At 63.3% G+C, this 24,963-nt stretch carries 21 protein-coding genes; 9 read left to right on the top strand and 12 right to left on the bottom strand.

All coding sequences use genetic code 11. From position 1 onward, the window contains the following. Window positions 1-44: 44 nt before the first annotated feature. On the top strand, window positions 45-2,135 hold the full coding sequence (gene selD, locus GKR99_06460; protein NKB27202.1) for a selenide, water dikinase SelD: 2,091 nt from the start codon (window positions 45-47) through the stop codon (window positions 2,133-2,135). A gap of 351 nt (window positions 2,136-2,486) precedes the next feature. On the opposite strand, the gene mnmH is transcribed toward selD, so the two are convergent. Further along, window positions 2,487-3,533 carry a tRNA 2-selenouridine(34) synthase MnmH gene (gene mnmH / locus GKR99_06455; GenBank protein NKB27201.1) on the bottom strand — a complete coding sequence of 349 codons (1,047 nt, stop codon included), beginning with the start codon at window positions 3,531-3,533 and terminating at the stop codon, window positions 2,487-2,489. A gap of 250 nt (window positions 3,534-3,783) precedes the next feature. Between mnmH and GKR99_06450 the strand changes: the two genes are divergently transcribed. The 5 genes from GKR99_06450 to GKR99_06430 are packed head-to-tail and all read left to right on the top strand — an operon-like array spanning window position 3,784 to window position 8,083. Continuing rightward, window positions 3,784-4,641 (top strand): ATPase, encoded by an 858-nt coding sequence (locus GKR99_06450; GenBank protein NKB27200.1) that lies wholly within the window; start codon window positions 3,784-3,786, stop codon window positions 4,639-4,641. 46 nt (window positions 4,642-4,687) lie between these two features. Next, window positions 4,688-5,602 (top strand): homoserine O-succinyltransferase, encoded by a 915-nt coding sequence (locus GKR99_06445; protein ID NKB27199.1) that lies wholly within the window; start codon window positions 4,688-4,690, stop codon window positions 5,600-5,602. Next, on the top strand, window positions 5,553-6,557 hold the full coding sequence (locus GKR99_06440) for an alpha/beta fold hydrolase (protein NKB27198.1): 1,005 nt from the start codon (window positions 5,553-5,555) through the stop codon (window positions 6,555-6,557). The genes GKR99_06445 and GKR99_06440 overlap by 50 nt, the downstream gene beginning before the upstream one ends. Before the next feature lie 52 nt (window positions 6,558-6,609). Then, on the top strand, window positions 6,610-7,473 hold the full coding sequence (gene ppk2 / locus GKR99_06435) for a polyphosphate kinase 2 (GenBank protein NKB27197.1): 864 nt from the start codon (window positions 6,610-6,612) through the stop codon (window positions 7,471-7,473). Then, entirely contained in the window at window positions 7,466-8,083 is a 618-nt protein-coding gene (locus tag GKR99_06430; protein NKB27196.1) for a TetR family transcriptional regulator, read from the top strand. The genes ppk2 and GKR99_06430 overlap by 8 nt, the downstream gene beginning before the upstream one ends. Window positions 8,084-8,466: 383 nt before the next feature. On the opposite strand, the gene GKR99_06425 is transcribed toward GKR99_06430, so the two are convergent. The 8 genes from GKR99_06425 to GKR99_06390 form a co-directional block, all read right to left on the bottom strand. Further along, entirely contained in the window at window positions 8,467-9,525 is a 1,059-nt protein-coding gene (locus GKR99_06425) for an ATP-binding cassette domain-containing protein (GenBank protein NKB27195.1), read from the bottom strand. Beyond that, on the bottom strand, window positions 9,522-10,346 hold the full coding sequence (locus GKR99_06420; GenBank protein ID NKB27194.1) for an ABC transporter permease subunit: 825 nt from the start codon (window positions 10,344-10,346) through the stop codon (window positions 9,522-9,524). The genes GKR99_06425 and GKR99_06420 overlap by 4 nt, the downstream gene beginning before the upstream one ends. Then, window positions 10,343-11,137 carry an ABC transporter permease subunit gene (locus GKR99_06415; GenBank protein NKB27193.1) on the bottom strand — a complete coding sequence of 265 codons (795 nt, stop codon included), beginning with the start codon at window positions 11,135-11,137 and terminating at the stop codon, window positions 10,343-10,345. Before GKR99_06415 ends, GKR99_06420 begins: the two co-directional genes overlap by 4 nt. A 207-nt stretch (window positions 11,138-11,344) precedes the next feature. After that, a complete protein-coding gene (rpsI, locus tag GKR99_06410; GenBank protein NKB27192.1) occupies window positions 11,345-11,878 on the bottom strand; it encodes a 30S ribosomal protein S9 in 534 nt (177 codons plus the stop codon). Window positions 11,879-11,880: 2 nt separating this feature from the next. Further along, on the bottom strand, window positions 11,881-12,345 hold the full coding sequence (gene rplM / locus GKR99_06405; GenBank protein NKB27191.1) for a 50S ribosomal protein L13: 465 nt from the start codon (window positions 12,343-12,345) through the stop codon (window positions 11,881-11,883). A gap of 204 nt (window positions 12,346-12,549) precedes the next feature. After that, window positions 12,550-14,007, bottom strand: coding sequence for a ribosome biogenesis GTPase Der (locus GKR99_06400; protein NKB27190.1), 1,458 nt, complete (start codon window positions 14,005-14,007; stop codon window positions 12,550-12,552). A 205-nt stretch (window positions 14,008-14,212) separates the two neighbouring features. Then, the gene (locus tag GKR99_06395; GenBank protein NKB27189.1) at window positions 14,213-15,538 is read right to left on the bottom strand and encodes a PQQ-binding-like beta-propeller repeat protein; all 1,326 of its coding nucleotides are present in this window, start codon (window positions 15,536-15,538) and stop codon (window positions 14,213-14,215) included. 58 nt (window positions 15,539-15,596) lie between these two features. After that, on the bottom strand, window positions 15,597-16,259 hold the full coding sequence (locus tag GKR99_06390) for a hypothetical protein (protein ID NKB27188.1): 663 nt from the start codon (window positions 16,257-16,259) through the stop codon (window positions 15,597-15,599). A gap of 463 nt (window positions 16,260-16,722) precedes the next feature. On the opposite strand from GKR99_06390, the gene GKR99_06385 reads away from it, so the two are divergent. Both GKR99_06385 and GKR99_06380 read left to right on the top strand, forming a co-directional pair. Beyond that, entirely contained in the window at window positions 16,723-18,000 is a 1,278-nt protein-coding gene (locus GKR99_06385; GenBank protein NKB27187.1) for an efflux RND transporter periplasmic adaptor subunit, read from the top strand. Further along, entirely contained in the window at window positions 17,997-21,812 is a 3,816-nt protein-coding gene (locus GKR99_06380; protein ID NKB27186.1) for an AcrB/AcrD/AcrF family protein, read from the top strand. Before GKR99_06385 ends, GKR99_06380 begins: the two co-directional genes overlap by 4 nt. Here GKR99_06380 and GKR99_06375 read toward each other — a convergent pair. Further along, the gene (locus GKR99_06375) at window positions 21,797-22,219 is read right to left on the bottom strand and encodes a hypothetical protein (protein NKB27185.1); all 423 of its coding nucleotides are present in this window, start codon (window positions 22,217-22,219) and stop codon (window positions 21,797-21,799) included. The genes GKR99_06380 and GKR99_06375 overlap by 16 nt on opposite strands. An 86-nt stretch (window positions 22,220-22,305) precedes the next feature. Here GKR99_06375 and GKR99_06370 point away from each other — a divergent pair, with 86 nt between their 5' ends. Then, entirely contained in the window at window positions 22,306-22,734 is a 429-nt protein-coding gene (locus GKR99_06370; protein ID NKB27184.1) for a transcriptional regulator, read from the top strand. An 89-nt stretch (window positions 22,735-22,823) separates the two neighbouring features. Here GKR99_06370 and GKR99_06365 read toward each other — a convergent pair whose 3' ends face one another. Further along, on the bottom strand, window positions 22,824-24,011 hold the full coding sequence (locus tag GKR99_06365) for a Bcr/CflA family efflux MFS transporter (protein NKB27183.1): 1,188 nt from the start codon (window positions 24,009-24,011) through the stop codon (window positions 22,824-22,826). A gap of 105 nt (window positions 24,012-24,116) precedes the next feature. After that, entirely contained in the window at window positions 24,117-24,941 is an 825-nt protein-coding gene (locus GKR99_06360; GenBank protein ID NKB27182.1) for a hypothetical protein, read from the bottom strand. Window positions 24,942-24,963: the final 22 nt, after the last annotated feature.

The following is a 24,963-nucleotide window of genomic DNA, read 5'->3' as shown; positions in this document are numbered from 1 at the left end:
ATGCAGATGAGAATTTCGCCACACACCCCGGCGCGCCCATGCGCATGACCGCCCCCGCACCCCTAACACATGAGGTCGTGCTGGTCGGGGGTGGGCATTCGCATGCGCTGGTTTTGCGCAAATGGGGGATGGATCCGCTGCCCGGCGCGCGGCTGACGCTGATCAATCCCGGGGCCAGTGCGCCCTATACCGGGATGCTGCCGGGATTTGTCGCCGGGCATTACACGCGGGATGCCTTGCAGATCGACCTGATGCGGCTGTGCCGTTTTGCCGGGGCGCGGATTATTCTGGACCGCGCCACCTCGATCGACCTTGCCGCGCGGCGGATCGGGCTGGCGGGGGGGCGATCGCTTCGATTTGACGTGGCATCCGTCAATGTCGGCATTCGCTCGGGCCCGTCCGATGTGCCGGGGTTTGATGACTTCGCGATTTCGGCAAAACCGCTCGAGCGGTTCGCCGATGCCTGGGACGCTGTGGCGCGTGATCTGCCCATCGCCGTTCTGGGCGGCGGCGTCGGAGGATGCGAGCTTGCCATGGCCATGGCCCACGCGCGCGGCACCGGCAACGGTATCACCGTGGTCGAGCGGGATCGCGCGCTTGCCGCCCTGCCCCAGCGCCCGGCCATTCTGACCCGAATGACCTCTCTGGGCATCACCCTGATCGAAAAGGCCGAGGCGTCGCAGGTCACCCGCGACGCCGTGATCCTGTCGGATGGCCGCCGGATCGCGTCGGTGTTCACTGTCGGCGCCGCGCAGGCCTTGCAGGCCAGCTGGCTGGCCGAAACCGGGCTGGACCTGCACGATGATGGCAGCCTGCGCGTGACACCCACATTGCAGACCAGCGATCCGGCAATCTTCGCCGCCGGGGATTGTGCCCATATGGCCCATGCGCCGCGCCCCAGGGCCGGAGTCTTCGCGGTACGGCAAGCGCCGGTGCTCCATAACAACCTGCGCGCGGCGGTAAGCGGCGCAGCGATGCGCAGCTTCACGCCGCAGCGGCGCTACCTCAAGCTGATTTCGCTGGGGGGGCGCAGTGCTGTGGCTGCGAAATGGGGACGGACGGTGCTGGGGCCGTGGGTCTGGCACTGGAAAGATCGGATCGACCGGCGCTTCATGGATCGGCTGAACCACCCGCCCGCAGTGGGGGACAGCGACGATCCGATGCTGTGTACCGGCTGCGGGGCCAAGGTGGCCCAGGGTGCGCTGGACCAGGCGCTAAGCGGTCTTGCAACGGTCCTGCGGGACGATGTGACCAATCTGGCGGGCGATGACGCGGCGGTGTTGCAGATCGGCGGGGCGCGCCAGGTCATCAGCACCGATCATCTGAGCGCGGTTACCGATGATCCGCATCTGATGGCCCGGATCGCCGCCATCCACGCGCTTGGCGATATCTGGGCGATGGGGGCCGCGCCGCAGGCCGCGCTGGCCAGCGTGATCCTGCCCCGGATGGCCCCCTCGATGCAGGCGGACTGGCTGGCCGAGATCATGGGCGCGGCGGGCGCGGAATTTGCCAAGGCCGGGGCCGCGATTGCAGGCGGGCATAGCTCTCTGGGTGAGGGCCTGACGATTGGATTTACCGTGACCGGCCTGCTGAAGGTTGCGCCGATCACGCTGGCAGGCGCGCGCGCTGGCGATGTTCTGATCCTGACGAAACCCATCGGCACCGGAGTGCTGCTGGCAGGCGCGATGCGCGGCCTGGCGCGGGGCGACGATGTGGCGGCGGCGCTGGCCTCGATGGCGCAGGACCAGAACGCGGCGGCGGCGGTCTTGCGGGGCGCAAACGCGATGACCGATGTGACCGGCTTTGGGCTTGCCGGGCATTTGATGAACATGTGCCGCGCCTCGGACGTGGGGGCCGAACTCACGCTGGACGCGATCCCGTTCCTTGACGGCGCGGCGGACCTGGCGGCGCGGCACGTCCGCTCGACCCTATGGCCAGAGAACATGGCGGTCGCAGCCGACATGTCCTTGCCCAAGGACCCGCGCGCCGACCTGCTGTTCGACCCACAAACCGCCGGAGGGTTGCTGGCCGCCGTGCCGCCGGATCAGGCCGACGCGATGTTAGAGGCGCTTGGGACGACAGGCCACCGCATCGGCAGCGTGGTTGCGGGGGATGCTGCTGTGCAGGTGTGCTGAGCCACGGCGCCTGGACCGCGCTTGCGCGCAAGAAGACGCGAAATTCGGCAGCGTTCGTTCACAGACACTGGCAAGGCCCAGCACGACGTTCAATGCGCCATCCCAAATATCTGAATCGCCACTGGAATTACCTGCGCCCGGAGCGCGCCGCAGGCGCAGGGCGCACGCCGGACCGGCCCCACCGGTCTGGCGTCGGTTCGAGGGTGGCACATCCGGGATAGTTGACGGCTAACACCCCGCCATAAATCATGCCTATGCACCGTTGCTACGCCCGCCCGCCGGTCCGGCGCGCGCCCTGCTTGGGGTTGGCGTTCGTCTTTGGACATCGTTGCAGATTAAGGCGATGACGCTTCAAAACGCGGCCACTTTCGCAGCAATCTGATCTGCCAGCTGTTCCAGTGCGGCGTCATCCAGCGTCTCGGTTTCAAACACCGCAGCCGTATCTGCATTGCGCGCGGCACCACGGGCATAACGCGGATCGTAGTGCTGCGCGATCAGTTCTGCGGCCAGCGCCTGGAACTCGGCCGCTGCAGCCAGCCCTTGCCAGCGCGCCACTGCTGCGCCACCGGCCAGGCGTTTCAGATTGCTGATCGCGGCGTCCAGCGCGGCGCGATCCGCGATGATATCCCCGTAGGCCCGCGTCAGATAGGCCGCCCGCGCCGCCACCGGAGCCTCGATCCGTAAACGCGGCGCGCCCCGCATCGCCGCCCAAAGGCTGGGCGGGACCAACCGCGCGCCGATCTTTGAACTTTCCGCTTCGACCACCAGCGGTCTGTCGGCCGCCAGCCGGGCCATGGCACTGGCCAATGCCGACTCGAATGCCTTCTGATCGGGCTGTTCACCCGTGGCCCCGAAGACCGATCCGCGATGACCGGCCAGCCCTTCCAGATCAATCGTCTGAATACCGCGCGCGGCCAGCAGGGCCAAAACCTCGGTCTTTGCGGTGCCGGTATTGCCGTCCAGCAGGATCACGCGGGTCGGCCAATCGGCCTTGTATAACGCATCAACCACCAGCCTCCGCCAGGTCTGATAGCCGCCTGCCACCATCTCGGCCCGCCAGCCGATCTGGGTCAGGATCGACGCGAAAGAGCCGCTGCGCTGCCCGCCGCGCCAGCAATAGACCAGCGGCTGCCAGCTGCCGTCCTTGTCCGCCAGGGCCCCCTCCAGATGCGCGGCCACGTTGCGCGCCACCAGGGCCGCGCCGATCTTGCGGGCGTTGAACGGGCTGTCCTGAGTATAAATCGTCCCGACCCGCGCGCGCTGATCGTTGGACAGCGCGGGAAGGTTGATCGCGCCGGGAATGTGATCTTCGGCAAACTCGGCCGGGGATCGCACGTCGATCAGCGTATCGACGCCGTGGTCAAGCAAGCTCGACAGGGTTGGGAAGTTGCGGGGCATGTGGGGTGTCTAAGGGGTTTCGCGGCCCGGCGGTATCGGGAAAATGCGCTGCCCCCGACGCTTGCCGGGACGACAGCAGAAGCATTCCTGTCGCGCAGATCCGCGCGGCCAGCGCCGCCATTCGATGACAATTCACCAGCGTAGGCCAGTGCCAATCCGCCAACTGCCATGTCGATTGTACCGCCAAGCCCGTTTTCATCGGCCCGCGACCTGAGCTATGAAGGCGCGACCAATTCGCAAAGGCCCGCCAATGCTTTATACCTCTGCCAAAGACTGGGCCGACGCGCCGGCCAAACGCGTGCTGTTGTTCGGCATGTCGGGGCTTGGGAAAACCCATGTCTCGGACCTGTTGCGCGCCACGGATGACTGGTTTCACTATAGCGTCGATTACCGCATCGGCACGCGGTATCTGGGTGAGCATATTGCCGACAATGCCAAGGCCGAAGCGATGAAGGTGCCATTCCTGGCCCAGCTTTTGCGCACCGACAGCATCTATATCGCCAGCAACATTACGTTCGAAAACCTTGCGCCGCTGTCCAGCTATATGGGCAAACCGGGCGATCCGGGCAAAGGCGGCGTCCCGATTGAGGAATACCGGAGGCGACAGGCGCTGCATGCCGAGGCTGAGCAATCCGCGCTGCTGGATACCGGCCATTTCATCGCGAGGGCCAAGGCCTTGTATGGCTATGACAATTTCGTCTGCGACAGTTCGGGATCATTCTGTGAAGTTGTGGACCCCCACGACCCGTCAGACCCGATCCTTTCAACGCTAAGCCAACATCTGCTTCCGGTCTGGATCGAAGGCAGCGAGGCGCACACCGAAGAACTGATCCGCCGCTTTGATCGTGCGCCCAAACCTATGTGCTATGCGCCCGATTTCCTCGACCAGAGCTGGGCCGCCTATCTGGCCGAAACCGGCCAGCCCGATTACGCCATCGACCCGGACGCCTTCATCCGCTGGACCTATGCCCGCGCCATGGTCCACCGCCAGCCACGCTATGGTGCGATTGCCAAGAACTGGGGTGTGACCGTGGCCGCCAGCGACATCGCACAAGTGCGCGATGCAGCGGATTTCGATGCGCTTATGATGCGCGCTCTTGAGGGCTGACCCCCTCTGCCCTATCTCACCCCTTCTGACCCAACCGGAATATCCCATGCCCATCAAACTGCCTTCGGACCTGCCTGCCTTTGACGTGCTCAGCCACGAAGGCGTCATGGTCATGTCCGATAGCGCGGCGGCGCGGCAGGATATCCGGCCGCTTCGCATTGGCCTCCTCAACCTGATGCCGAAGAAAATCCAGACCGAGACGCAGTTCGCCCGACTGATCGGCGCGACGCCATTGCAGATCGAATTGACCCTGATCCGGATGAGCGAACATGTCACCCGCAACACCGCCAGCGAGCATATGGACGCCTTCTATCGCCCCTTTGAAGAGGTTCAGGGCGAGTATTTCGACGGGTTGATCATCACCGGCGCGCCGATCGAACATCTGCCGTTTGAAGAAGTCACCTATTGGGACGAGCTGCGCCGCGTCATGGACTGGACCCAGACCAACGTGCATTCCACCTTCGGCGTCTGCTGGGGCGGGATGGCGATGGCGTGGCACTTCCACGGCGTCAAAAAACACATGCTGGATGCCAAGGCCTTCGGCTGTTTCCGCCACGATGTCGTGGTCCCCGACAGCCCCTATCTGCGCGGCTTCTCGGACGACTGCGTGATCCCGGTCAGCCGCTGGACCGAGATGCGCCGGGCTGAGCTGGACGCGGCCGGGTTGACGACGCTTATGACCTCGGACCAGGTGGGGCCGTGTCTGGTGCAGGATGCGGACAAACGCGCCCTCTATATTTTCAACCACTTCGAATATGACAGCGGGACGCTGAAAGAAGAATACGACCGCGATGTGGACGCGGGCACACCGATCAACGTGCCTTGTAACTATTATCCCCTAGATGATCCAAAACAGCCGCCGCTGAACCGGTGGCGCGGGCATGGGCATCTTTTGTACGGGAACTGGATCAATGACATCTATCAGACCACACCGTTCGATCTGGCGAAGATTGGCGCTTAGCCTTGGCATCCTGGCGCTGCTGATCGCAGTCGCCGCCATCTGGACCGACCGGCGCGCCGATGCGCGAGAGGCGGGAAATCTGGCCGGTTTCCCGCCGGTGGGTCAGTTTGTAACCCTGGCGGGAGGAGAGCGCGTGCACGCCGTCGTGCGCGGCAGTGGCCCTGATCTGATCCTGATTCATGGCGCGGGCGGTAACTTGCGTGATTATTCCATTGATCTGCTGAACCGGCTGGCCGACGATTACCGTGTCATTGCGTTCGACCGGCCCGGGCATGGCTATACCGACCGGCTGCGCGGTTACGGCGGGCTGGCCGCGCGCGGCGAAGGCCCCGAGGCACAGGCCGCCATGCTTCACGAAGCGGGCCTGCAACTGGGCGTCAAAAACCCGATCATTGTCGGCCATTCCTTTGGCGGGGCGGTGGCGATGGCCTGGGCGCTGAACTATGATCCGGCGGCGCTGGTAACCCTCGCCGGGGTCAGCCACCCCTGGGACACCGGGCTGGACTGGACCTATGACGTCAATGGCTCGGCCATCGGCGGGGTGATCCTGCCGCCTCTGGTCAGCGCATTCGCGACCGAAAAGCTGATCCAGCAGGGGCTGGCCAATGTCTTTGCGCCCAATCCGGTGCCGGTGGGGTATCGCGCCTATTTCGGGCCCGAACTGACAATCCGTGCGGCCAGTCAGCGCGCCAATGCCCAGCAGGTAAAAGCGTTGCTGGCCCATGTCCGCGCCATGGCCCCGCGCTATCCGGACCTGACCTTGCCGATCGAGGTCATCCACGGCAGCGCCGACACCATCGTCTACCGCGACATTCACGCAGAAGCGATGGCTGCCCGCGTCGCAAGCGCCAATCTGACCGTGCTGGACGGTGTGGGCCACATGCCGCATCATGCCGACCCGGAAACCGTCATTGCCGCAATCCACCGCGCCGCGACACGTGCGGGTTTGCGCTGATCCCGCGCAATGCTTAGATGTTAAACGAATAAACAATTCGGGATCACCCGCCATGCCCTTGCCCTTTGATGGCGCCATCAGCAAGTTTTATGAAACCGAGGCTCCGCCAGCCCTGCGCCAGCAGATCGCCAAGGCCGGCAAGGCCGACATACTCGCCGCAGAATTCCCGTATCCCACGCGCATGAAGCGCAAGGTGTATGAGGCGGATATGGCGACGCTCCAGCACGAGCTTGTTCGCCTGCAAGCCGATGTGCACCAGACCGGAAAACGCATGGTCGTGGTGTTCGAGGGGCGCGACGCCGCCGGAAAAGGCGGCACGATCAAGCGGTTTCGCGAAAACCTGAACCCGCGCATCGTGCGCACGGTGGCCCTGTCCAAACCCAGCGACCGCGAAATGGGAGAGTGGTATTTTCAGCGCTACATCCGCCAGTTGCCAACCGACGGTGAAATCGTTCTGTTCGACCGCAGCTGGTACAATCGCGGTGTGGTCGAAAAGGTCTTCGGTTTCTGCACAGACGATCAGCGCAGGCGGTTCTTCCAACAGGTGCCCGATTTTGAGCGGATGTTGATCAACGATGGGATCACGCTGGTCAAATTCTGGCTGAACGTCAGCCGGGGCGAACAATTGCGCCGCTTCCTTGCCCGCGAGAAAGATCCGCTGAAGCAATGGAAACTCAGCAGTATCGACGTCAAGGGATTGTCCAGATGGGATGCCTATACCGATGCGATTGCCGAAACATTCGAAGCCAGCCACACAGCGGATGCGCCCTGGACCGTGGTACGCTCTGATGACAAGAAACGCGCCCGGCTGGCCGCGATCCGTCATGTGCTGAACCGCGTCGATTATGCGCATCAGTCCGATGTTGGCCCGGCCGATCCCGGTATCGCGGCGGGTCCGGACATCTGGCATGCCTAAACGCGGCTATCATCACGGCAACCTCAAGGCGGCGCTGGTCGAAGGCGCGCTGCAACTGATCGAGGCGAAAGGCCCGACAGGCTTTACCCTGTCCGAGGCCGCAAAGCAGGCTGGCGTGACCCCGGCGGCCGTCTATCGCCATTTTGAGGGGCGCGATGATCTGATCGCCGAAGCCGCACGCGAAGGGTACGAGGTGTTCGGCGACCTGATGGAATACGCCTATGCGGGCGGCCAGCCCTCGGCCCTGGCCGCGTTCGAGGCGACGGGCCGCGCCTATCTGGCCTTCGCACGCAAGTACCCCGGCCATTACGTCGCGATGTTTGAAAGCGGGATTTCGATCAACCGCTCACCCGAATTGGCCGCCGTCGCGAACCGCGCGCTCGGCGTGCTGGAAAAGGCCGCCACCGACCTCAGCGAACACATCCCTCCGGAAAAGCGCCCGCCGCCGCAAATGTTCTCGGCCCATATCTGGGCGCTGAGCCACGGCGTCGTCGAGTTGTTCGCCCGCGGCGCCCCCGGCACCAAAAGCCCGTTCCAGCCCGAGGATCTGCTGGAAACCGGCATCGGGATTTACCTGCGTGGGCTGGGGCTGATCAAGCCGGATGAATAGGTTTCTGCGACATCTGCCACCGCGATACCAGTATATCTGGCTGGAACATGGCTGGATGTTAGGCGTCGCCGCTGGCTCACTCCTTATCGCAGGCGCATACCTATGGTTTGCACGCCCTGACCCCTACGACGTCAACGGGCATTTCACGGCACCGGTTCTTTCATCATTCGACACTGGCACAGACACCGGGTCGAGCTGGAATTTTTTTGTTGCACTGCCGGACAATCGCCGCGCGACGGTCAGAACCCGTTCAATGGTGCTGGCCCAAACTGTGGTTCAGACCGCTTGTATCGAGGAGCGCACGCATGAAAGCGGTCGCATTTCCTACATACTCGTTGCACCTGGCAGGTGCGACTGAGCTAAAGGTACTTCTTGCCCCGCCCTCAATCTCTGAACACCACCAGCGCGCGAGGGTCCCAGCCAACCCGCGCCCGTGCGCCGCGGTCCAGAACCGTGCGCCCGGCAAGGTTTTTCATTGAGATCGTGACCGGCGTTTCCGCGCCGTCAAAGCGCACATCGTAATAGGTCATGTCGCCGTAATAGGTCACTTCGACCACGTCACCTTCAGACACCCGGCCAGGTGCGTCTGCGTCATCATAAAGCACCTGCAACGTTTCGGGCCGCAGGCCAACCACGACGGCGCCGTCGTCCTGATCGATCAGATCGACCCGGCCCAGACCGGCAATCTCGGCCTGGCCGCCGCGAACCTGGGCGGGCAGGAAATTCATCACGCCTATGAAATCCGCCACCTGCCGGGTGTTTGGCTGGCGGTACAGCACCTCGGGCGTGGCCAGTTGCGCGATCCGTCCTTCGAACATCACCGCGATCCGGTCGGACATGATCAGCGCTTCTTCCTGATCGTGGGTGACCAGAATAAAAGTGATCCCGACTTGGCGCTGAAGACGCCGCAATTCGCCCTGCATCTGTTCGCGCAGCTTCTTGTCCAGCGCGCTCAGCGGTTCGTCCAGCAGCAGCACCTTGGGTTTCAGGATCAGCGCGCGGGCCAGCGCGACTCGTTGACGTTGGCCGCCGCTCATCGCGTGGGTCGGGCGCGGGCCGTAGCCGTCCAGCCCGACCATGGCCAGCGCCTCTTCCACGGCCGCGGCTTTCTGGGCCTTCGTGTCCGTCGACCGGCGCAGGCCAAAGCCGACGTTTTCGGCCACGCTCAGATGCGGGAAAATGGCGTAGCTTTGGAATACCATGTTCGTCGGGCGCCGGTTCGGCGGCACCCCGGCCATACCCGCGCCGTCGATCTGCACCGCCCCGCCCGAGGGCGTTTCGAACCCCGCAATGGTGCGCAGCAGCGTGGTCTTGCCGCAACCAGATGGCCCCAGCAGCGAAAAGAACTCTCCAGCTTCGATATCCAGATCGGTGGGCTGGAGGGCCTGAAACGCCCCGTAGTGCTTGGTCACCCCGGTCAGGGAAATGATCGGTCCGCTCACAGGAACCCTCCGCTGTCGTTTTGGCCAGCGCGGCGCACGCCCCGGCGGCGGTAAATCTCGGCAATGGTCAAAAGCAGGATCGAGGCAAGCACCAGCAGCGTCCCCAGCGCCATGACCACCGGAATGCGCGCCGGAAAGCGCAGCAAACCCCAGATGTAGACCGGCAATGTCGGCTCGCCTCCGGTCAGGAAGAAGGCGATGATGAATTCATCCAGACTGATGGTGAAGGCGATCAGAAGCGAGGCGATAATCCCCGGCGCGATCAACGGCAGGGTGACCAGCCGGAAAGAGGACCAGCGCGTCTCTCCCAAGTCAATCGCGGCCTCCTCTAACGAGGCATCTAGGTTCTGAAACGCCGAATTCAGGATTGCGATGGAAAACGGCATGCAGATCAGCGTGTGTGCCGCAATGATCGTCCACAGCGACAGCCCGATCCCCAGCACGTTGATCGCCACAACCAGAAGCGAGACGGCGACGATCACCTCGGGCAGGACCAGCGGCAGCATGATCAGCCCCATGATCGGCCCCTTGCCCGGAAACCGGTGCATGACCCCGGCGCGGGCGGCAAACATCCCCAGACAGGTCGCGAAGACCGCCGTGATGATCGCCACAAAAAGCGAATTCCACAGCGCGTCATGCAACGCCTCAACCTCGGTCAGTTCGGCGAACCACTGGGTGGTGAATCCCTCCAGCGGGAAGGCGATGATGGTCGAAGAATTGAACGCGAACAGCGGCAGAAGGATGATCGGCGCATAAAGGAACAGCAGATAGATCAGCGCATAAACGCGCAAACCCCCGCCCTTGAATTGCGGCCCCTTCATCGCCGCGCCCTCAGGTTGCGGCGGTTGAACCAGATGAACAAAAGCGAGATTGCCGTGACACTGGCCATCGCCACCACGGCCAGCGCGGCGCCCAGGGGGGCGTTGTTCAATTTCAGGAACTGCGTCTGGATCATATTGGCGATCATCAGCCCGTTCGGCCCGCCAACCAGCCGGGGCGTCACATAGTCGCCAATCGTCGGGATGAACACGATCAGGACGGCGGCGACCAGCCCCGGGACAGACAGCGGTAGTGTGACCCGCAGAAAGGTGCGGAACTTGCTTTCGCCCAGGTCCTGGCTGGCCTCTAACAGCGACCGGTCAATGCGTTCCAACGCGACGAAGATCGGCAGGATCGCGAAGGGCGCGAAGGCATGTGCCAGCGTGATGACCACGGCGTTCTGGTTATAGAGAATGAAGGTCAGCGGCTCTTCAATCAGCCCGACGCCCATCAGCGAGGAATTCAGCACCCCGTTGAACCCCAGGATCACCTTCCACAGGAACACCCGGATCAGATAGCTGGTCCAGAATGGAATCGTGATCAGGAAAATCCACAGGCTCTTTCGGCTGGGGTGGACGTGGAAACTGACGAAATAGGCCACCGGATAGGCCAGCGCCACGGTCACCACTGTGACCGCCAAGGCGATGGCAATCGAACGGATCAGCAGCGCGCGGTACAGCGGATCACTGAACGCCTCGACGTAATTCTTCGTCGTGAACGACCGATCAATCGTCAGGAAATCCTGGCTCCAGAATGAAAACAGCAGCACCGCAGCCATCGGTGCGGCCAGCATCAGCAGCGCATAGATCGCCGGTGGGCTGACCAGCAGCAGCCCGCGTCGCGCGTCATCCTGCCCGGTGGCGATCTGCGGTCCCTCCCCGTGTCCGGCACCCTCAGAATAAAAGACCTGACCCCTTCGGCAAGTCGTATCTTGCGGTGGGCCGCAAAGAAAAAGGGGTGCCCCAAGGCACCCCTTTGCAATGTCGAAGTCGCGAAAGCCTTAACGTTTGGAGAACTGGAAGCTCTTACGGGCCTTAGCCTTACCGAACTTCTTACGTTCCACTACACGGCTGTCACGGGTCAGGAAGCCAGCGGCCTTGAGCGCCGGGCGCAGGCTGGGATTATAAAGCTGCAGCGCTTTCGAAATCCCGTGCTTCACCGCACCGGCCTGGCCCGAAAGGCCACCACCGGCAACCGTCGCCATCACGTCGAACTGACCGTCAACACCGGCCACCTGAAACGGCTGACGCAGGATCATCTGCAACACGGGGCGCGCGAAATAGACCGGCATTTCCTTGGCATTGACGACAACCTTGCCGGACCCAGGCTTGATCCAGACACGGGCAACCGCATCCTTCCGCTTGCCCGTGGCGTAAGAGCGGCCCAATTCGTCACGAACCGGTTCGCGGTGGATCGCAGGGGTGGATTGTTCAACCGGCGCGGCAGGGGCTTCAGCCGCAGGTGCGTCCGTGGCCGCCGCGTCGTCGCCAACAGCGTCGCGCAATGCGTCGAGTGATTTGATTTCATCAGCCACGTTCAGGAATCCCGCGTGTTTTTAGGGTTCATGGATTTCACGTCCAGAACGGTGGGCTCTTGCGCTTCATGCGGATGCTCGGCCCCTGCATAGACGCGCAGGTTGGTCATCAGCTGGCGGCTCAACTTGTTGCCCGGCAACATGCGCTTGACGGCCAGGGTCAACACGCGCTCGGGGAACTTGCCCTCGAGAATCTTCTCAGCCGTGGTCGACTTGATGCCACTGGGATGCCCGGTGTGGCGGTAGTATGTCTTCTCGGCGCGCTTGTTACCGGTCATCTGCACCTTGTCGGCGTTGATGACGATGACATTGTCGCCCATGTCCATATGCGGCGTAAACGACGCCTTGTGCTTGCCGCGCAAGCGTGTGGCGATTATCGAGGCAAGGCGGCCCAGAACAACGCCCTCGGCGTCGATCAGGATCCAGCTTTTCTCGATATCCGCCGGAGTAGCGGTGAAAGTGCTCATGTTCTCTGTGCCCTATCAGGGAAATCTCGGATGGGCGGGTTGTAAGGGAATTTGCGTGCACGTCAATGGCCGTCAGGCAGAAATTACTGTTCTAATTCAATGCCTTAATATTTAGGTATTATAATACCCCAAACTCTTCCCGGAAAAAATATCGCGGGGGATTGGTGGCTGGCCCCCAGCTATCTCACGTCTGGGGGCCCGCCCTCAGTCGTCCGCCCGCCCCTGACCCAGATGCTTCCTCAGCCGCGACGGCGTGGACTTCTTGCGATTCTTGTATGGATTATCTTCCGCCTGAGACCGCATGGTCAGGCGGATCGGCGTGCCCGGCATGTCGAAATCCTCGCGCAGCCCGTTAACCAGATACCGGGTATAGCTCGCCGGCAGTTTTTCGGGCAGCGAACACATCACCACAAACCCCGGAGGCCGCGTTTTCACCTGCGTCATATAGCGCAGTTTGATCCGCCGCCCGCCGGGGGCCGGTGGGGGATGCGCCGCAACCATATCGCCCAGCCAGCGGTTCAGCACGGATGTCGAAACCCGCCGGTTCCAGACCTCATGCGCCTTGATCACCGCCGCCCGCAGCCGGTCCAGCCCGCGCCCCGTCTTGGCCGAAACGGTGACAAGCGGCGCACCGCGCAGCTGCGGCAACAACCGCTCGAACGCCTCGCGCAGGTCTTTCAGCTTGGCCTGTTTGTCGTCCTCGATATCCCATTTATTGACCGCCACGACGACCGCGCGGCCCTCACGCTCTGCCAGATCGGCCAGCCGCAAATCCTGCTGCTCGAACGGGATCGCCGCATCCAGCAGGATCACCACCACCTCGGCGAATTTCACCGCGCGCAACCCGTCCGAAACGCTCAGCTTTTCCAGCTTTTCCTGAACCTTCGCCTTTTTCCTGACCCCGGCGGTGTCAAACATCCGGATCGCCCGCCCGTCCCAGTCGAGCGTCACCGAAATCGCATCCCGCGTGATCCCCGCCTCCGGCCCGGTCAGCAATCGCTCCTCGCCCAGAAACTGGTTCACCAGCGTTGATTTGCCCGCGTTCGGACGGCCCAGAATGGCGACCTGCATCGGCTTGGAGGTGTCATAGCCTGCGTCTTCGTCAAACTCACCGTCTTCGACCGAGACATCCACATCGGGCGCATCCGCCGCCGCGCGTTCGGCGAATTCATCCGCCAGCGGCGTCAGCATCGCCAACAGCTCGCTCATTCCCTCGCCATGTTCCGCGCTCAGCGCCAGCGGCTCGCCCAGCCCAAGGCTCCACGCCTCGATCAGCCCCGCCTCAGCCGCGCCCCCCTCGGCCTTGTTGGCGGCCAAAACAACATGAGCGTTCTTCTTGCGCAGGATATCGGCGAACACTTCGTCCGTCGGCGTCACCCCGACCCGCGCGTCAATCAGGAACAGGCAGACATCGGCCATCTCGACCGCGCGTTCGGTCAATCGCCGCATCCGCCCCTGCAGACTGTCATCATTGGCGTCTTCCAGCCCGGCGGAATCGATCACCGTGAACCGCAGATCGCCCAGCCGCGCCGCGCCTTCACGCAGGTCGCGGGTCACGCCCGGCTGATCATCAACCAGCGCCAGCTTCTTGCCGACCAGCCGGTTGAACAGCGTCGATTTGCCCACATTGGGGCGCCCGACAATGGCAAGGGTAAAGCTCAACGCACCATGCTCCGATTAACGAAAGCCCGCCCTTACACCCCTTGGCCGCGCACGAAAAGGCCTTGGATGGGACGCGCCCCTAAAAACCGGCGCCCCCCTTATTCTCAGCAATCTTCCAGGAGCAGCCCCAACAGGACACCACCGCCACCCGCCACACTCAGTGCCGGAGGCACGGCCTCACCATCACCGCCCGCACCCGATCCGTTTAACGATAGGCGACCAATTTGCCCTTGGCCGTCACCACATACAGCGTCCGCCCCGCCACAACCGGGTTCGAGGCCGCGCCGCCGGCCAAGGCAAAACTTGCCACCTGCGCGCCGTTTTCGGGGTTGAACGACCGGATCAACCCGTCGCTCGAGGCCAGGATCAGCCGACCGCCAGCCAGTACCGGGCCATAGTGGGCAAAGATCTTCTTGCGCTTCTTGATTTTCGATTTCACGAACAGCGGCAGTTTCGTGCCCCAGATGCGCCGCCCGTTGCTTGCATCCAGCCGCACCAACTCGTTCTGGTCGGACATCAGAAAGACCGAGCCGCCAGCGACCCACATCGGGCTGACCGCACCTTCGTTGGCGATCCATTTTTCCTCGCCCGAGCTCAGCGAGAATGCCTTCGCCTTGCCGGTATAATTGGCCGCATAGACCGTATCGCCGACAATCACCGGATCACCGGAGATATCCGTCACCTCGGTATAGCCACGCCCAAGCCGCCCACCGGACACTTGCCCCGACCACAGCCGCGAACCACCCTGGCGCGAGGCCGCGATCATCTGACCCGATGAAAATGGGAAGATCGCGACCCGGTCATTAACCGCAGGCGCCGCCCCGCCGACCGACCCCGACAGCGAAGGCGTTCCCTGCAACTGCCAGCGGATGCGGCCGCTGTTGGTGCTCAGCGCCCAGGCGCGTCCGTCGCGTGAAACCACATAGACCAGATCGCCAACCACCGTCGGCGCGGCGGCCACTGCGCTTTCAAGATCCTGCTGCCAGATCACCCCGCCGCTGACCATGTCGAGCGCGGCAAGCCGTCCGAAACCGGTTGTCACAAAGACCCGCGCCCCGCCTACGGCAATTCCGCCGCCCGAGGCATCGCCGGATTTTTCGCCCGGCGGCACCAGATCGCGCGACCAGATTGATGCGCCGCTGGTCGAATGCGCCATCACCCGGCTTTCGCTGTGCAGCGTGAAGATCCGCCCGCCTGCAACCACCGGGTCCGCCGTTATCTGGTTCTTGCGGCTGTTGCCCTTGCCGATTGACGCGCTCCAGGCGACCTGGAGTGTCGTGTTCAGCGCCGGGTGCTGAAGTGAATGGCTGGCCGTGCCGCTGCGATGGGTCCAGCTGGAGTTCACCGCCGGGGCCCCCACCGCCAGCGGCAGCGATTGGTTCGCCGCGCGCGCCACGGTCGGCCCGGAAATCGGCACAAAGCCATCGCTGCGCAGCGACCGCACATCCTGCCGCTGTCCGGGCAGGATCAGGTCGCGTTCAAAACACCCCGTCAGGGCCACCAGAAATACGAGTGCGCTCAGTCGTTTCATTGCCACTGCTGTCATTCCCGTTCCGTCCAATTCACACCAGCGCCTGCGCGCTGCAAACTTACTCGGTCGCTGCCGCCTCTGACGGATCGGCGCCCAGCGCTACAATCAACTGAGTGGCGCGACGACGCAAGCCCTCGGTCGCCTCGCTGTCGACAAGGATGCCGCGCAGCCCCGAAATCGCCGATTCGGCATCTCCGGCTTCGACCTGGGCAATGGCCGTCTGTTCCAGTGCCAGCAGACGATATGGTGCCCCCACAACGGTCAGCGGGCCAAGGGCGGCAATCCGCTCATCAGGGGCGCGTGTATCGGCGGTCGCCATGATACGCTTCAATGTCGCCAGATGGCGGTAGTGTTCGGGCAGGTTCATATCCGCCTCGATCGCGGTCAGCCGTGCAACACCGGCGTCCGGATCATCACCGTCAATTTCGCCAGCCGAGGTCAGAAACCCGACAATCGCAGCGCCTGCCCCGTCGGCGGCCAAGGCATCCAGCGCCTGGGCGCGATCGGCGATGTCGCCTTCAAGCGCGGCGGTGATCCCGTCACCCAACGCTTCGGCTGCGGCCCGTTCATTGGATTTGCGGATCTCGTTATAAGTGGCCCCGCCCACCAGCAGCACGACCAGCAGGATCGGCAGCCAGCCCCAGCGGCGCACCAGACGCCACAGCTGTTCGCGGCGGACTTCTTCACTGACTTCGTCGATGAAACTGTCGGTATTGCTCATGTTTTTCCTGCTATGTCGAAGACCCGGTTTGGGCTGATTGTGTTGAAAAACTCCGAAATCAGAGCGTCGCGGATTTCTTGCGAAAACCTATGAAGCGAAATAGTCGGAAAGCTTTGACCACGAGACAGCGCATGGCTGCGCGTGAGCGCATGTAGGCGATTTGGGCCGACCCCCGCGCCAAAAATTTAGGATCGGGCTGCATGGAAAGAAAAATCATCGTTCAGGCCCTAAAACGGAGTTTTTCAACACAATCGGCTTGCGCATCTCTTAGACGCTACGGGATCAACTGCCAAGTGCGCGATATTGGACGCTGGCCTTAAGCGCCATTCACAGTTGTCGCGCCCGGCAGACTGAACTAAACGGTTCAGATAGACTTTACCAGCGGACCCTGCCGCCCCACATACTACCAGAATGCGCCGGTTTCGCACCGGTTACTGACCCTGAAATAGATACCGAGGCCGCCATGCGCCTGTTTCCGATCCTGACCGCGATTGTCGTAGCCGCCGCCCTGTACCTGCTGGTGTTCGAACGTTCGGCCCTGTTGTCCTATGCCCGCGGAGATACGGATGCCGGCGCATTGGGTGCAGCCGTGTCGGATGGAATTGCCCAGGAACCAGTTTCCGACGCGGACACCGGCGATGCAATTGAAACCGCCGCCGCAGATCCGGGCGTTTCCGTTGTCGCGATGAAATCGCTGGCCCGTCATGTCGACAGCGCGGTTCTGGTGCGCGGGCGCACCGAAGCGGCGCGCCAGGTCGATCTGCGGGCCGAAACCTCGGGCACGATCATATCCGATCCGCTGCGCAAAGGCGCGTTGGTTGCCCAGGGGGATGAGGTCTGCCGCCTTGACCCCGGCACCCGCCAAATTGCACTGGCCGAGGCCACGGCCCACCTGCAAGAGGCCCAAAGCCGCCTGCCCGAAGCCCGCGCCCGCGTCGCCGAGGCCACCGCCCGCCTGAAAGAGGCCGAGATCAACGACAACGCCGCCACCCGTCTGTCCGAAGGCGGGTTCGCCTCGGACACGCGGGTCGCCGCGACCGGGGCCGGGGTTGAATCGGCGCGTGCCGGGGTCGAAGCCGCACGCTCTGGCATCGACGCGGCCGAAGCTGGCATCCAGTCGGCGCAGGCCGGTGTTGCAGCAGCAAAGAACGAGATCGGCAAGCTGATCATCCGCGCGCCCTTCGGCGGTTTGCTGGAATCCGACGGGGCCGAGGTTGGCAGCCTGCTGCAACCCGGTGGGCTGTGTGCAACGGTCATCCGTCTGGATCCGATCAAGCTGGTCGGGTTCGTGCCGGAAACCGATGTGGATAAGGTCACCGTGGGTGCCATCGCCGGCGCGCGACTGGCGACAGGCCGCGACGTACGCGGCGAAGTGACGTTCCTGTCGCGCAGCGCCGACCCGACCACCCGCACCTTCCGGGTCGAGGTTCTGGTGGCCAATGACGATCTGTTGATCCGCGACGGGCAAACCGTGGAAATCGCCATCGGGTCCGACGGCGCGAACGCACATTTTCTGCCCCAGTCGGCGCTGACTTTGGACAATGAAGGCGCGCTGGGTGTGCGCCTTGTCGGCGAAGACGACCTCGTCACCTTTGCGCCGGTCAGCGTCTTGCGCGACACGCCCGATGGCATCTGGGTTCAGGGCCTGCCTGAGGCTGCGAATGTCATCGTCGTCGGGCAGGAATTCGTCGTCGCAGGCGTGCGCGTCGACCCGACCTATCGTGAGGAGGCGACCCAATGATCGGCGTCGTCGACTGGGCGGCGGGCCGTGCGCGCATGGTGCTGGCGTTCATCGCGCTGTCGCTGCTGGCAGGCGGCCTCGCCTACGCCAACCTGCCCAAGGAGGGTGAGCCGGACATCGAAATCCCCGCGATCTTCGTCTCGGTCCCCTTCCCCGGCATTTCTGCCGAAGACAGCGAAAAGCTGCTGGTCAAACCGATGGAGACCGAGCTTTCGGACCTCGACGGCCTTAAATCCATCAGCGCCACAGCCTCGGAAAGCTATGCCGGGGTCGCGCTGGAATTTGAATTCGGCTGGGACAAGACCAAGATCATCGCCGACATCCGCGACCGGATGAACACGGTCGAAGCGGAATTCCCTGTGGGCGCCGACAAATACACCATTACCGAGATCAACTTCTCGGAATTCCCGATCATCATCGTCAACCTGACCGGCGCTGTGCCCGAACGCACGCTTCTCAGGGTTGCCAAGAAGATGCAGGACCGTCTGGAAGGCCTGGACGCGGTGCTGGAGGCCGGTCTGTCGGGCGACCGGGATGAAATGGTCGAGGTTATCATCGACCCGCTGAAGCTGGAGGCCTATGACGTCACCGCGGCAGAGCTGATCAACGTTGTGGTCAACAACAACCAGCTGATCGCGGCGGGCGAGGTTGAGGGCGACAGCGGTGCATTCTCGGTCAAGATCCCGTCTTCCTTCGACGATCAGCGCGACATCTATTCCCTGCCTGTCAAAGTCAACGGCGACTCGGTCGTCACGCTGGGCGAACTCGCCGATATCCGCCTGACGTTCGAAGACCGCGCCGGAACTGCGCGCTTTAACGGTAAAACCACGGTCGCCTTGCAGGTCGTCAAACGCAAAGGCTTCAACCTGATCGGCACCGCCGAACTGGTCAAGGCCGAGGTCGAGGCCGAGCGTCTGACATGGCCGCCCGAGCTGCAAAACGCGATCGAGGTTGGCACATCGAACGACCAAAGCCGCATCGTCGGATCAATGGTCAGCCAGCTTGAAGGCTCGGTCCTGACGGCGGTGGCGCTGGTGATGATGGTGGTGCTGGCGGCACTTGGCACCCGTTCGGCGCTGCTGGTCGGCTTCGCGATCCCGACGTCGTTCCTGCTATGTTTCGTGCTTCTGGGGATCATGGGCGTGTCGATTTCGAACATCGTGATGTTCGGGCTGATTCTGGCCGTCGGCATGCTGGTGGACGGGGCCATCGTTGTGGTCGAATACGCGGACCGGCGCATCCGCGAAGGCTCTGGCCCCATGGCCGCCTATGTCGAGGCCGCCAAGCGGATGTTCTGGCCCATCGTCAGTTCCACCGCGACAACCCTATGCGCGTTCCTGCCGATGCTGTTCTGGCCGGGCATCCCGGGGCAATTCATGGGCATGCTGCCGGTAACGCTGATCTTCGTGCTGTCCGCCTCGCTGGTGGTGGCGCTGATCTATCTGCCGGTGATGGGCGGCGTCGCGGGCCGCCTCAGCCGGTCGTTCGGCAACGCCTCTGACATGCTGCGCCACCTGTTGCCGTGGTACGTTCGCGTCGCCCTTGTCCCCGTCGCGCTGTTCTTCCTGTTCATCGCCGCCATGCAGGTCCTGAACCACGGCTATCTGTTCGGCGGCACCTCGCCCCTGTCAGGGTTCGCCGCGATCCTTCCCGGAGCAATCCTGTTCCTCGGCGGCGCGGTCGCAGCCTCGGTCGTCATGGGGTCCGCCACGCCGATACCGCGCGAAGCCGCCATCGAAGCCGGTCGCCGACGCCGCTTCTTCGGTCACATCATCAAATTCATCGCCGGCAATCCGATCATGCCGTTGGTCAGTATTGGGGCGGTCATCGGCTTTGTCATGGTCACTTTCCAGACCTTCGGGGCCAACAACAACGGCGTCGAATTCTTCGTCGAAAGCGAACCGGAACAGGCGATCATCTATGTGCTGGCGCGTGGCAACCTCAGCCTGTCGGAAAAAGACGCACTGGTGCGTCAGGCTGAAGACGTGGCCCGCGCGACCGACGGCATCCAAAGCGTCTTTGCCTTCGCAGGCGAAGGCGGGCTGAATTCCAACAACGGCGGCGCGATCATCCCGCTGGACACCATCGGACAGGTCCAGATCGAGACTGTCCCCTGGGAAGACCGCGCCGCCTATGCCGCCACCGACGCAACCGATCTGACGTTCGAAGAGTTGGACGGCGATCTGGTGCTGGAACGGCTCCAAAAAGGCCTCGACGCGATCCCAGGCATCCGAACCCAGATCCTGAACCTCGCCCAGGGCCCATCCTCGGGCAAACCGGTTCACCTGCGCCTGAAGGGCGACAACTGGGAAGCGCTGCTGGCCGCCACCGCCAAGGCGCGTGCGAAGTTCGAGGGTACGCCGGGCCTGACCGACCTCGAAGACACCCGCCCCCTGCCCGGCATCGACTGGCAGATCGACGTTGACGTCGAAAAGGCAGGTCGCTTCGGGGCGGATGTGGCAACCGTCGGCGGCATGGTGCAACTTGTGACCCGCGGCATCCTGCTGGACACAATGCGGGTGCCATCCTCGGACGAAGAGATCGAGATCCGCGTCCGCCTGCCCGAAAGCGACAGGGTGCTTTCCACCCTCGACACGCTGAAAATCCGCACCCGTGACGGGCTGATCCCGCTGAGCAATTTCACCACCCGGCAGCCAGTGGCGAAGCTGGGTCAGATCGACCGGGTCGACCAACTGCGGTACTTCGACGTCAAGGCGGATGTCGCACCGGGACTGGTTAAGCTGACCGGCGCGGATGACACCGTTCTGGGTACCGCGAAGGTGCTGGAAGACGGCGCAGGCAGCGAGGGCGGCGACGTGTTCGAATTCTCTGGCAAGCGCTATGAACTCTGGTCGCTGGAACCCACGGTCAGCCGCTCGGATCTGACTGCGGCGGTGGATCAGGGTGACCTGGCCACCATCGCCATGAACCCGACCGAACGCATCGGCGTGCTGACCGAATGGCTCGAATCCGGCGCCTTGCCGGGATTGGAGTGGGAATGGACCGGCGATCAGGAAGAACAGGCCGAAAGCGGCGCGTTCCTGATGCAGGCCTTTGCGGGGGCGCTGGGGCTGATGTTCATCATCCTGCTGGCGCAGTTCAACAGCTTCTACAACGCCATGCTGGTGCTGTTGGCGGTCGTCCTGTCAACCACCGGGGTGCTGATTGGCATGCTGGTGATGGAGCAACCATTCTCGATCATCATGACCGGCACCGGGATCGTCGCGCTGGCCGGGATCGTGGTGAACAACAACATCGTGCTGATTGACACCTATCAGGAATACGCGCGCTACATGCCAAGGATCGAGGCTATCGTGCGCACCGCCGAAGATCGCATCCGCCCCGTGCTGCTGACCACGATCACGACGATGGCGGGGCTGGCCCCGATGATGTTCGGCCTCAGCCTTGATTTCATCGGCGGCGGCTATTCCATCGATTCGCCCACCGCGCTCTGGTGGAAGCAGCTGGCCACGGCGGTTGTCTTCGGGCTTGGCATCGCCACGGTGCTGACGCTGATCTTCACACCCTCGATGCTGGCGCTCAGGGTCTGGGTCTCGACCTATGCGCTGTGGCTGGCACGGTTTCTTGCGAAACTGTCCATGGGCAAATCCAGCAACGCGGCCCGCGACTGGGCGCTGAAGCGGCAGGCGCGCAAGATATCCTCGCCCGAGATTGTCTGGGACACCGATGCCGTCTATCCACCGCCCCGGATCGCGGTTGAGGAAATCGAGCGTCTGGCCCCGCCCGCGTCCGAAACGCCCGAGGATGAACCCCCCGATCTGCCCGATACCCCGGCTCAACCAGCCGAATAGGTCGCGCCACCAAGAAAATGGCGCTGCGCCCCCGGGCGCAGCAACAGCCAGATCAGCGCTGCATGCATGGCGCTGGCAATAAAGAACATCGCGCTGCCCATCAGTTCGATCATGAAAAACTCGGGCCAGGGCGCGGTCAGATGGATCAGCCAGGCTGACAGCGCATCCCAGATTGCCGCCGCGTTCCAGACAATCGCCGCGACCCAGACACCAAGCCCTCGTCGCGTCGCAATCAGCCAGGCCACCACCAGCCCCGTCAGCCCGACAACCGCGTCCCCGACCAGCGGCATCAGCCACACTGCCGGGGGATCGCCCGGCCCGCCACCCCCAGCGCGATGAATATACGCCAGCGTCATCATGCGCCCGGACATCATCAGTGTCAGGGCAAGGATCAGGGGTTTGTTCATGGCAGCCTCCGGCGCTGATTCACTTGCATAACGCAAGCAAACGCCAGTTACTTGCAAAAAGCAAGTACTCGCCATATCACCTCCCAATGACCAACCCCGGCAGCGGCAAATGCCCGGTGGCCTTCGCCCTCGATATCATCGGCGACCGCTGGAGCCTTCTGATCATCCGCGACATGCTGTTTCGCGGCAAATCCCGCTATGGCGAATTCGCAAAATCATCCGAAAAGATCGCCACCAATATCCTGTCCAATCGCCTGATCCGGCTGGAAGACGCCGGCATCGTCACGCGCATCCCCGACGGCAAGCGCCACGCCTACCGGCTGACAGCGCGCGGCGCTGATCTGATCCCGGTGATCCTGGAACTGATCATCTGGAGCGCCCGCCACGACCCGCAGCCCAATGGTCGCGAAAACATCCTCCACGGCGCCCCACCCGACCTGTTGGAGCGTGCCGAAAATGATCGCGACGCGCTGGTGGCCGAGCTTCGCGCGAGCCTCGCCCCAGGCGCGCCCTGACCCCATCATTGACCCGAAAATATCCTCGGGGGGTTTCGGGCATTCCTGAATGCCCGAATTCGGGGGGCAGACAGCCCCCCGCCACCGCCTCAACCCGGAGCTGCCTCAACCATCAAACGCGGCAGGATCCACCGCGCCAACCCAAGTGCACCCAACGAGCAGAGCGCAATCGTGATCACCATCGGCGTCGCGGTCCCGTCAAAGAACGGCCCCGCCAGAACGATCATCACCCCGCCCGTCAGCATCTGCATGGTGCCACCAAGTGACGAGGCCAGGCCCGCAATCTCTCCATGCGGATCCAGCGCCATCACCATGGTGGTCGGGACCACCAGACCCAGACTGCCATTGGCAAAAAACAGCATGCCCACAACGACGCCCAGGCTGGCATAGCCGGCCAATGCGACCGCCGCCAAGGCACAGCTGATCAGCGCAAACCCCAGCACCGCCAGCGCCATGACCCGGACCATCCCAAATCTTTCCCCCAGCGGGGCCGCCAGTTGCGAAGCCGCGAAAAACCCAATGGCGTTGATCGCAAACGCCAGGCTAAAGCCCGTCGGGCTCAGGCCGAACTGACCGGTGTAAACAAACGCCGCACTGGCGATGAAGACGAAGAAGCTGGCCATCCCGAAGCCGCCGATGAAAGTCAGCCCCATAAACACCGGATCGCGGAACAACACACCCGCGCCCCGCTTGAGCGAGCGTAGGTTGACAGGCACGCGGTCTTCTGGCCGCAGGGTTTCGGGCAACAAGACCGCGCTCAGCGTGATACTGGCAACAGCCGCAACCACCATCACCCAGAAGATCAAACGCCATCCGCCCAGCAGCATCAGCCCGCTACCCGCCAGCGGCGCCAGCATCGGCGAGACGCTGATCACCAGCATGATCATCGCCATCAGCCGGGTCGCCTCGGTGCCGGTGTGCAAATCACGGATCACCGCGCGCGGCACCACCATAACGACAGCCGCCCCCAGCCCCTGAACAAACCGCGCCAGCGTCAGCCAGCCAATTGTCGGCGCCAGTGCGCAGCCGACCGAGGCCACCAGAAACAGCCCGATGCCGAAAAACAACGGCACCCGCCGCCCGGCCTGATCCGCCCAGGGGCCATAGACCAGCTGCGACAGCCCGAAGGCGATAAAGAACGCCGTCAGCGTTGCCTGCGCCCCGGCGACGCTGGTGTTCAGGTCCGCCTCGATCAGCGGCAACGCGGGCAGGTACATGTCGATCGAAAACGGACCCACTGCGGACAGCAGGCCCAGAATCAACGCGGTGCGGAGCATCGAGTTCGCCATTACGGACACCTTCAAAGGAACGGGGCGATTGTCTGATCAGACAACCGCCCCGATGGCTACGGCGTTCACGCGCCGCGTGCAATCACGCTCCTGTCAGTTCACAAGGCCGCTGTCCTGCAAATAGCGCGCCATGCCTTCGATATTCAGGCCGCGCCAGTCGGCATACTGGCTCCAGTCGGCATAGGCATCCAGCGTCAGGTCGGCCTGGATCGCATCCACCGATTTGCCCGCCTGCAACCCTTCCAGCACACCGGCGCGAAGATCGTTCATGTAAGACAGCGCATCGTCCAGATCAGCCGGGGTGCCGACCGCCCCGTGACCGGGTGCGAAAATCTCGAACTCCAGGCCCTGCGCCACTTCGATCTGACCGATCCAGTCATCCATATTCGCGCCCCCCAGGTTGCGGAACGGCAGGCGCTTGGGGGCCGCGACATCGACGATAAAGGCGACGTTTTCCGGCCGCACGACCACGGCAAGCATATCCTCGCCATGCCCCGGGCCCAGCGCCGTCAGCTCGAAGGTCTTGCCGCCGACCTCCAGTGAGTGGTTTGCCCCAACCCGGATATCCGGCGCGACGCCGTCAATCTGGTCGGGCGCGTTTTCGTGCGCTATCACGGTTGCGCCCTCATGCACCGCCCCGCCTGAGGCGTGGTCCAGATGGCTGTGGGAATAGATTAGATGGCTGACAGGCGCGGCATCTATGGTCCCAAGATTGTCGGCCAGCCAGGCCGAGGCTTCGGCGTTGATCGGATCAACCCGCACCGTCCCCTCGCTGGTCGCCACAATCAACGAGTTGTGGAAGTTGTTCTGAAACAGATAAACGTCGCCCGCCACATTGGTCAGCTTGCGCATGACGTCCTGCGCGTGAACAGGCGCTGCAAGCGCCAGCATCGCCACCGTCAAAACTACGTGCCGCATGGGTCCCTCCAATTCTGTAAAT

The organism is Paracoccaceae bacterium (genome assembly GCA_012103375.1).
Taxonomy (GTDB): Bacteria; Pseudomonadota; Alphaproteobacteria; order Rhodobacterales; family Rhodobacteraceae; genus WLWX01.
This window is presented reverse-complemented; position numbering and strand designations above follow the sequence as displayed.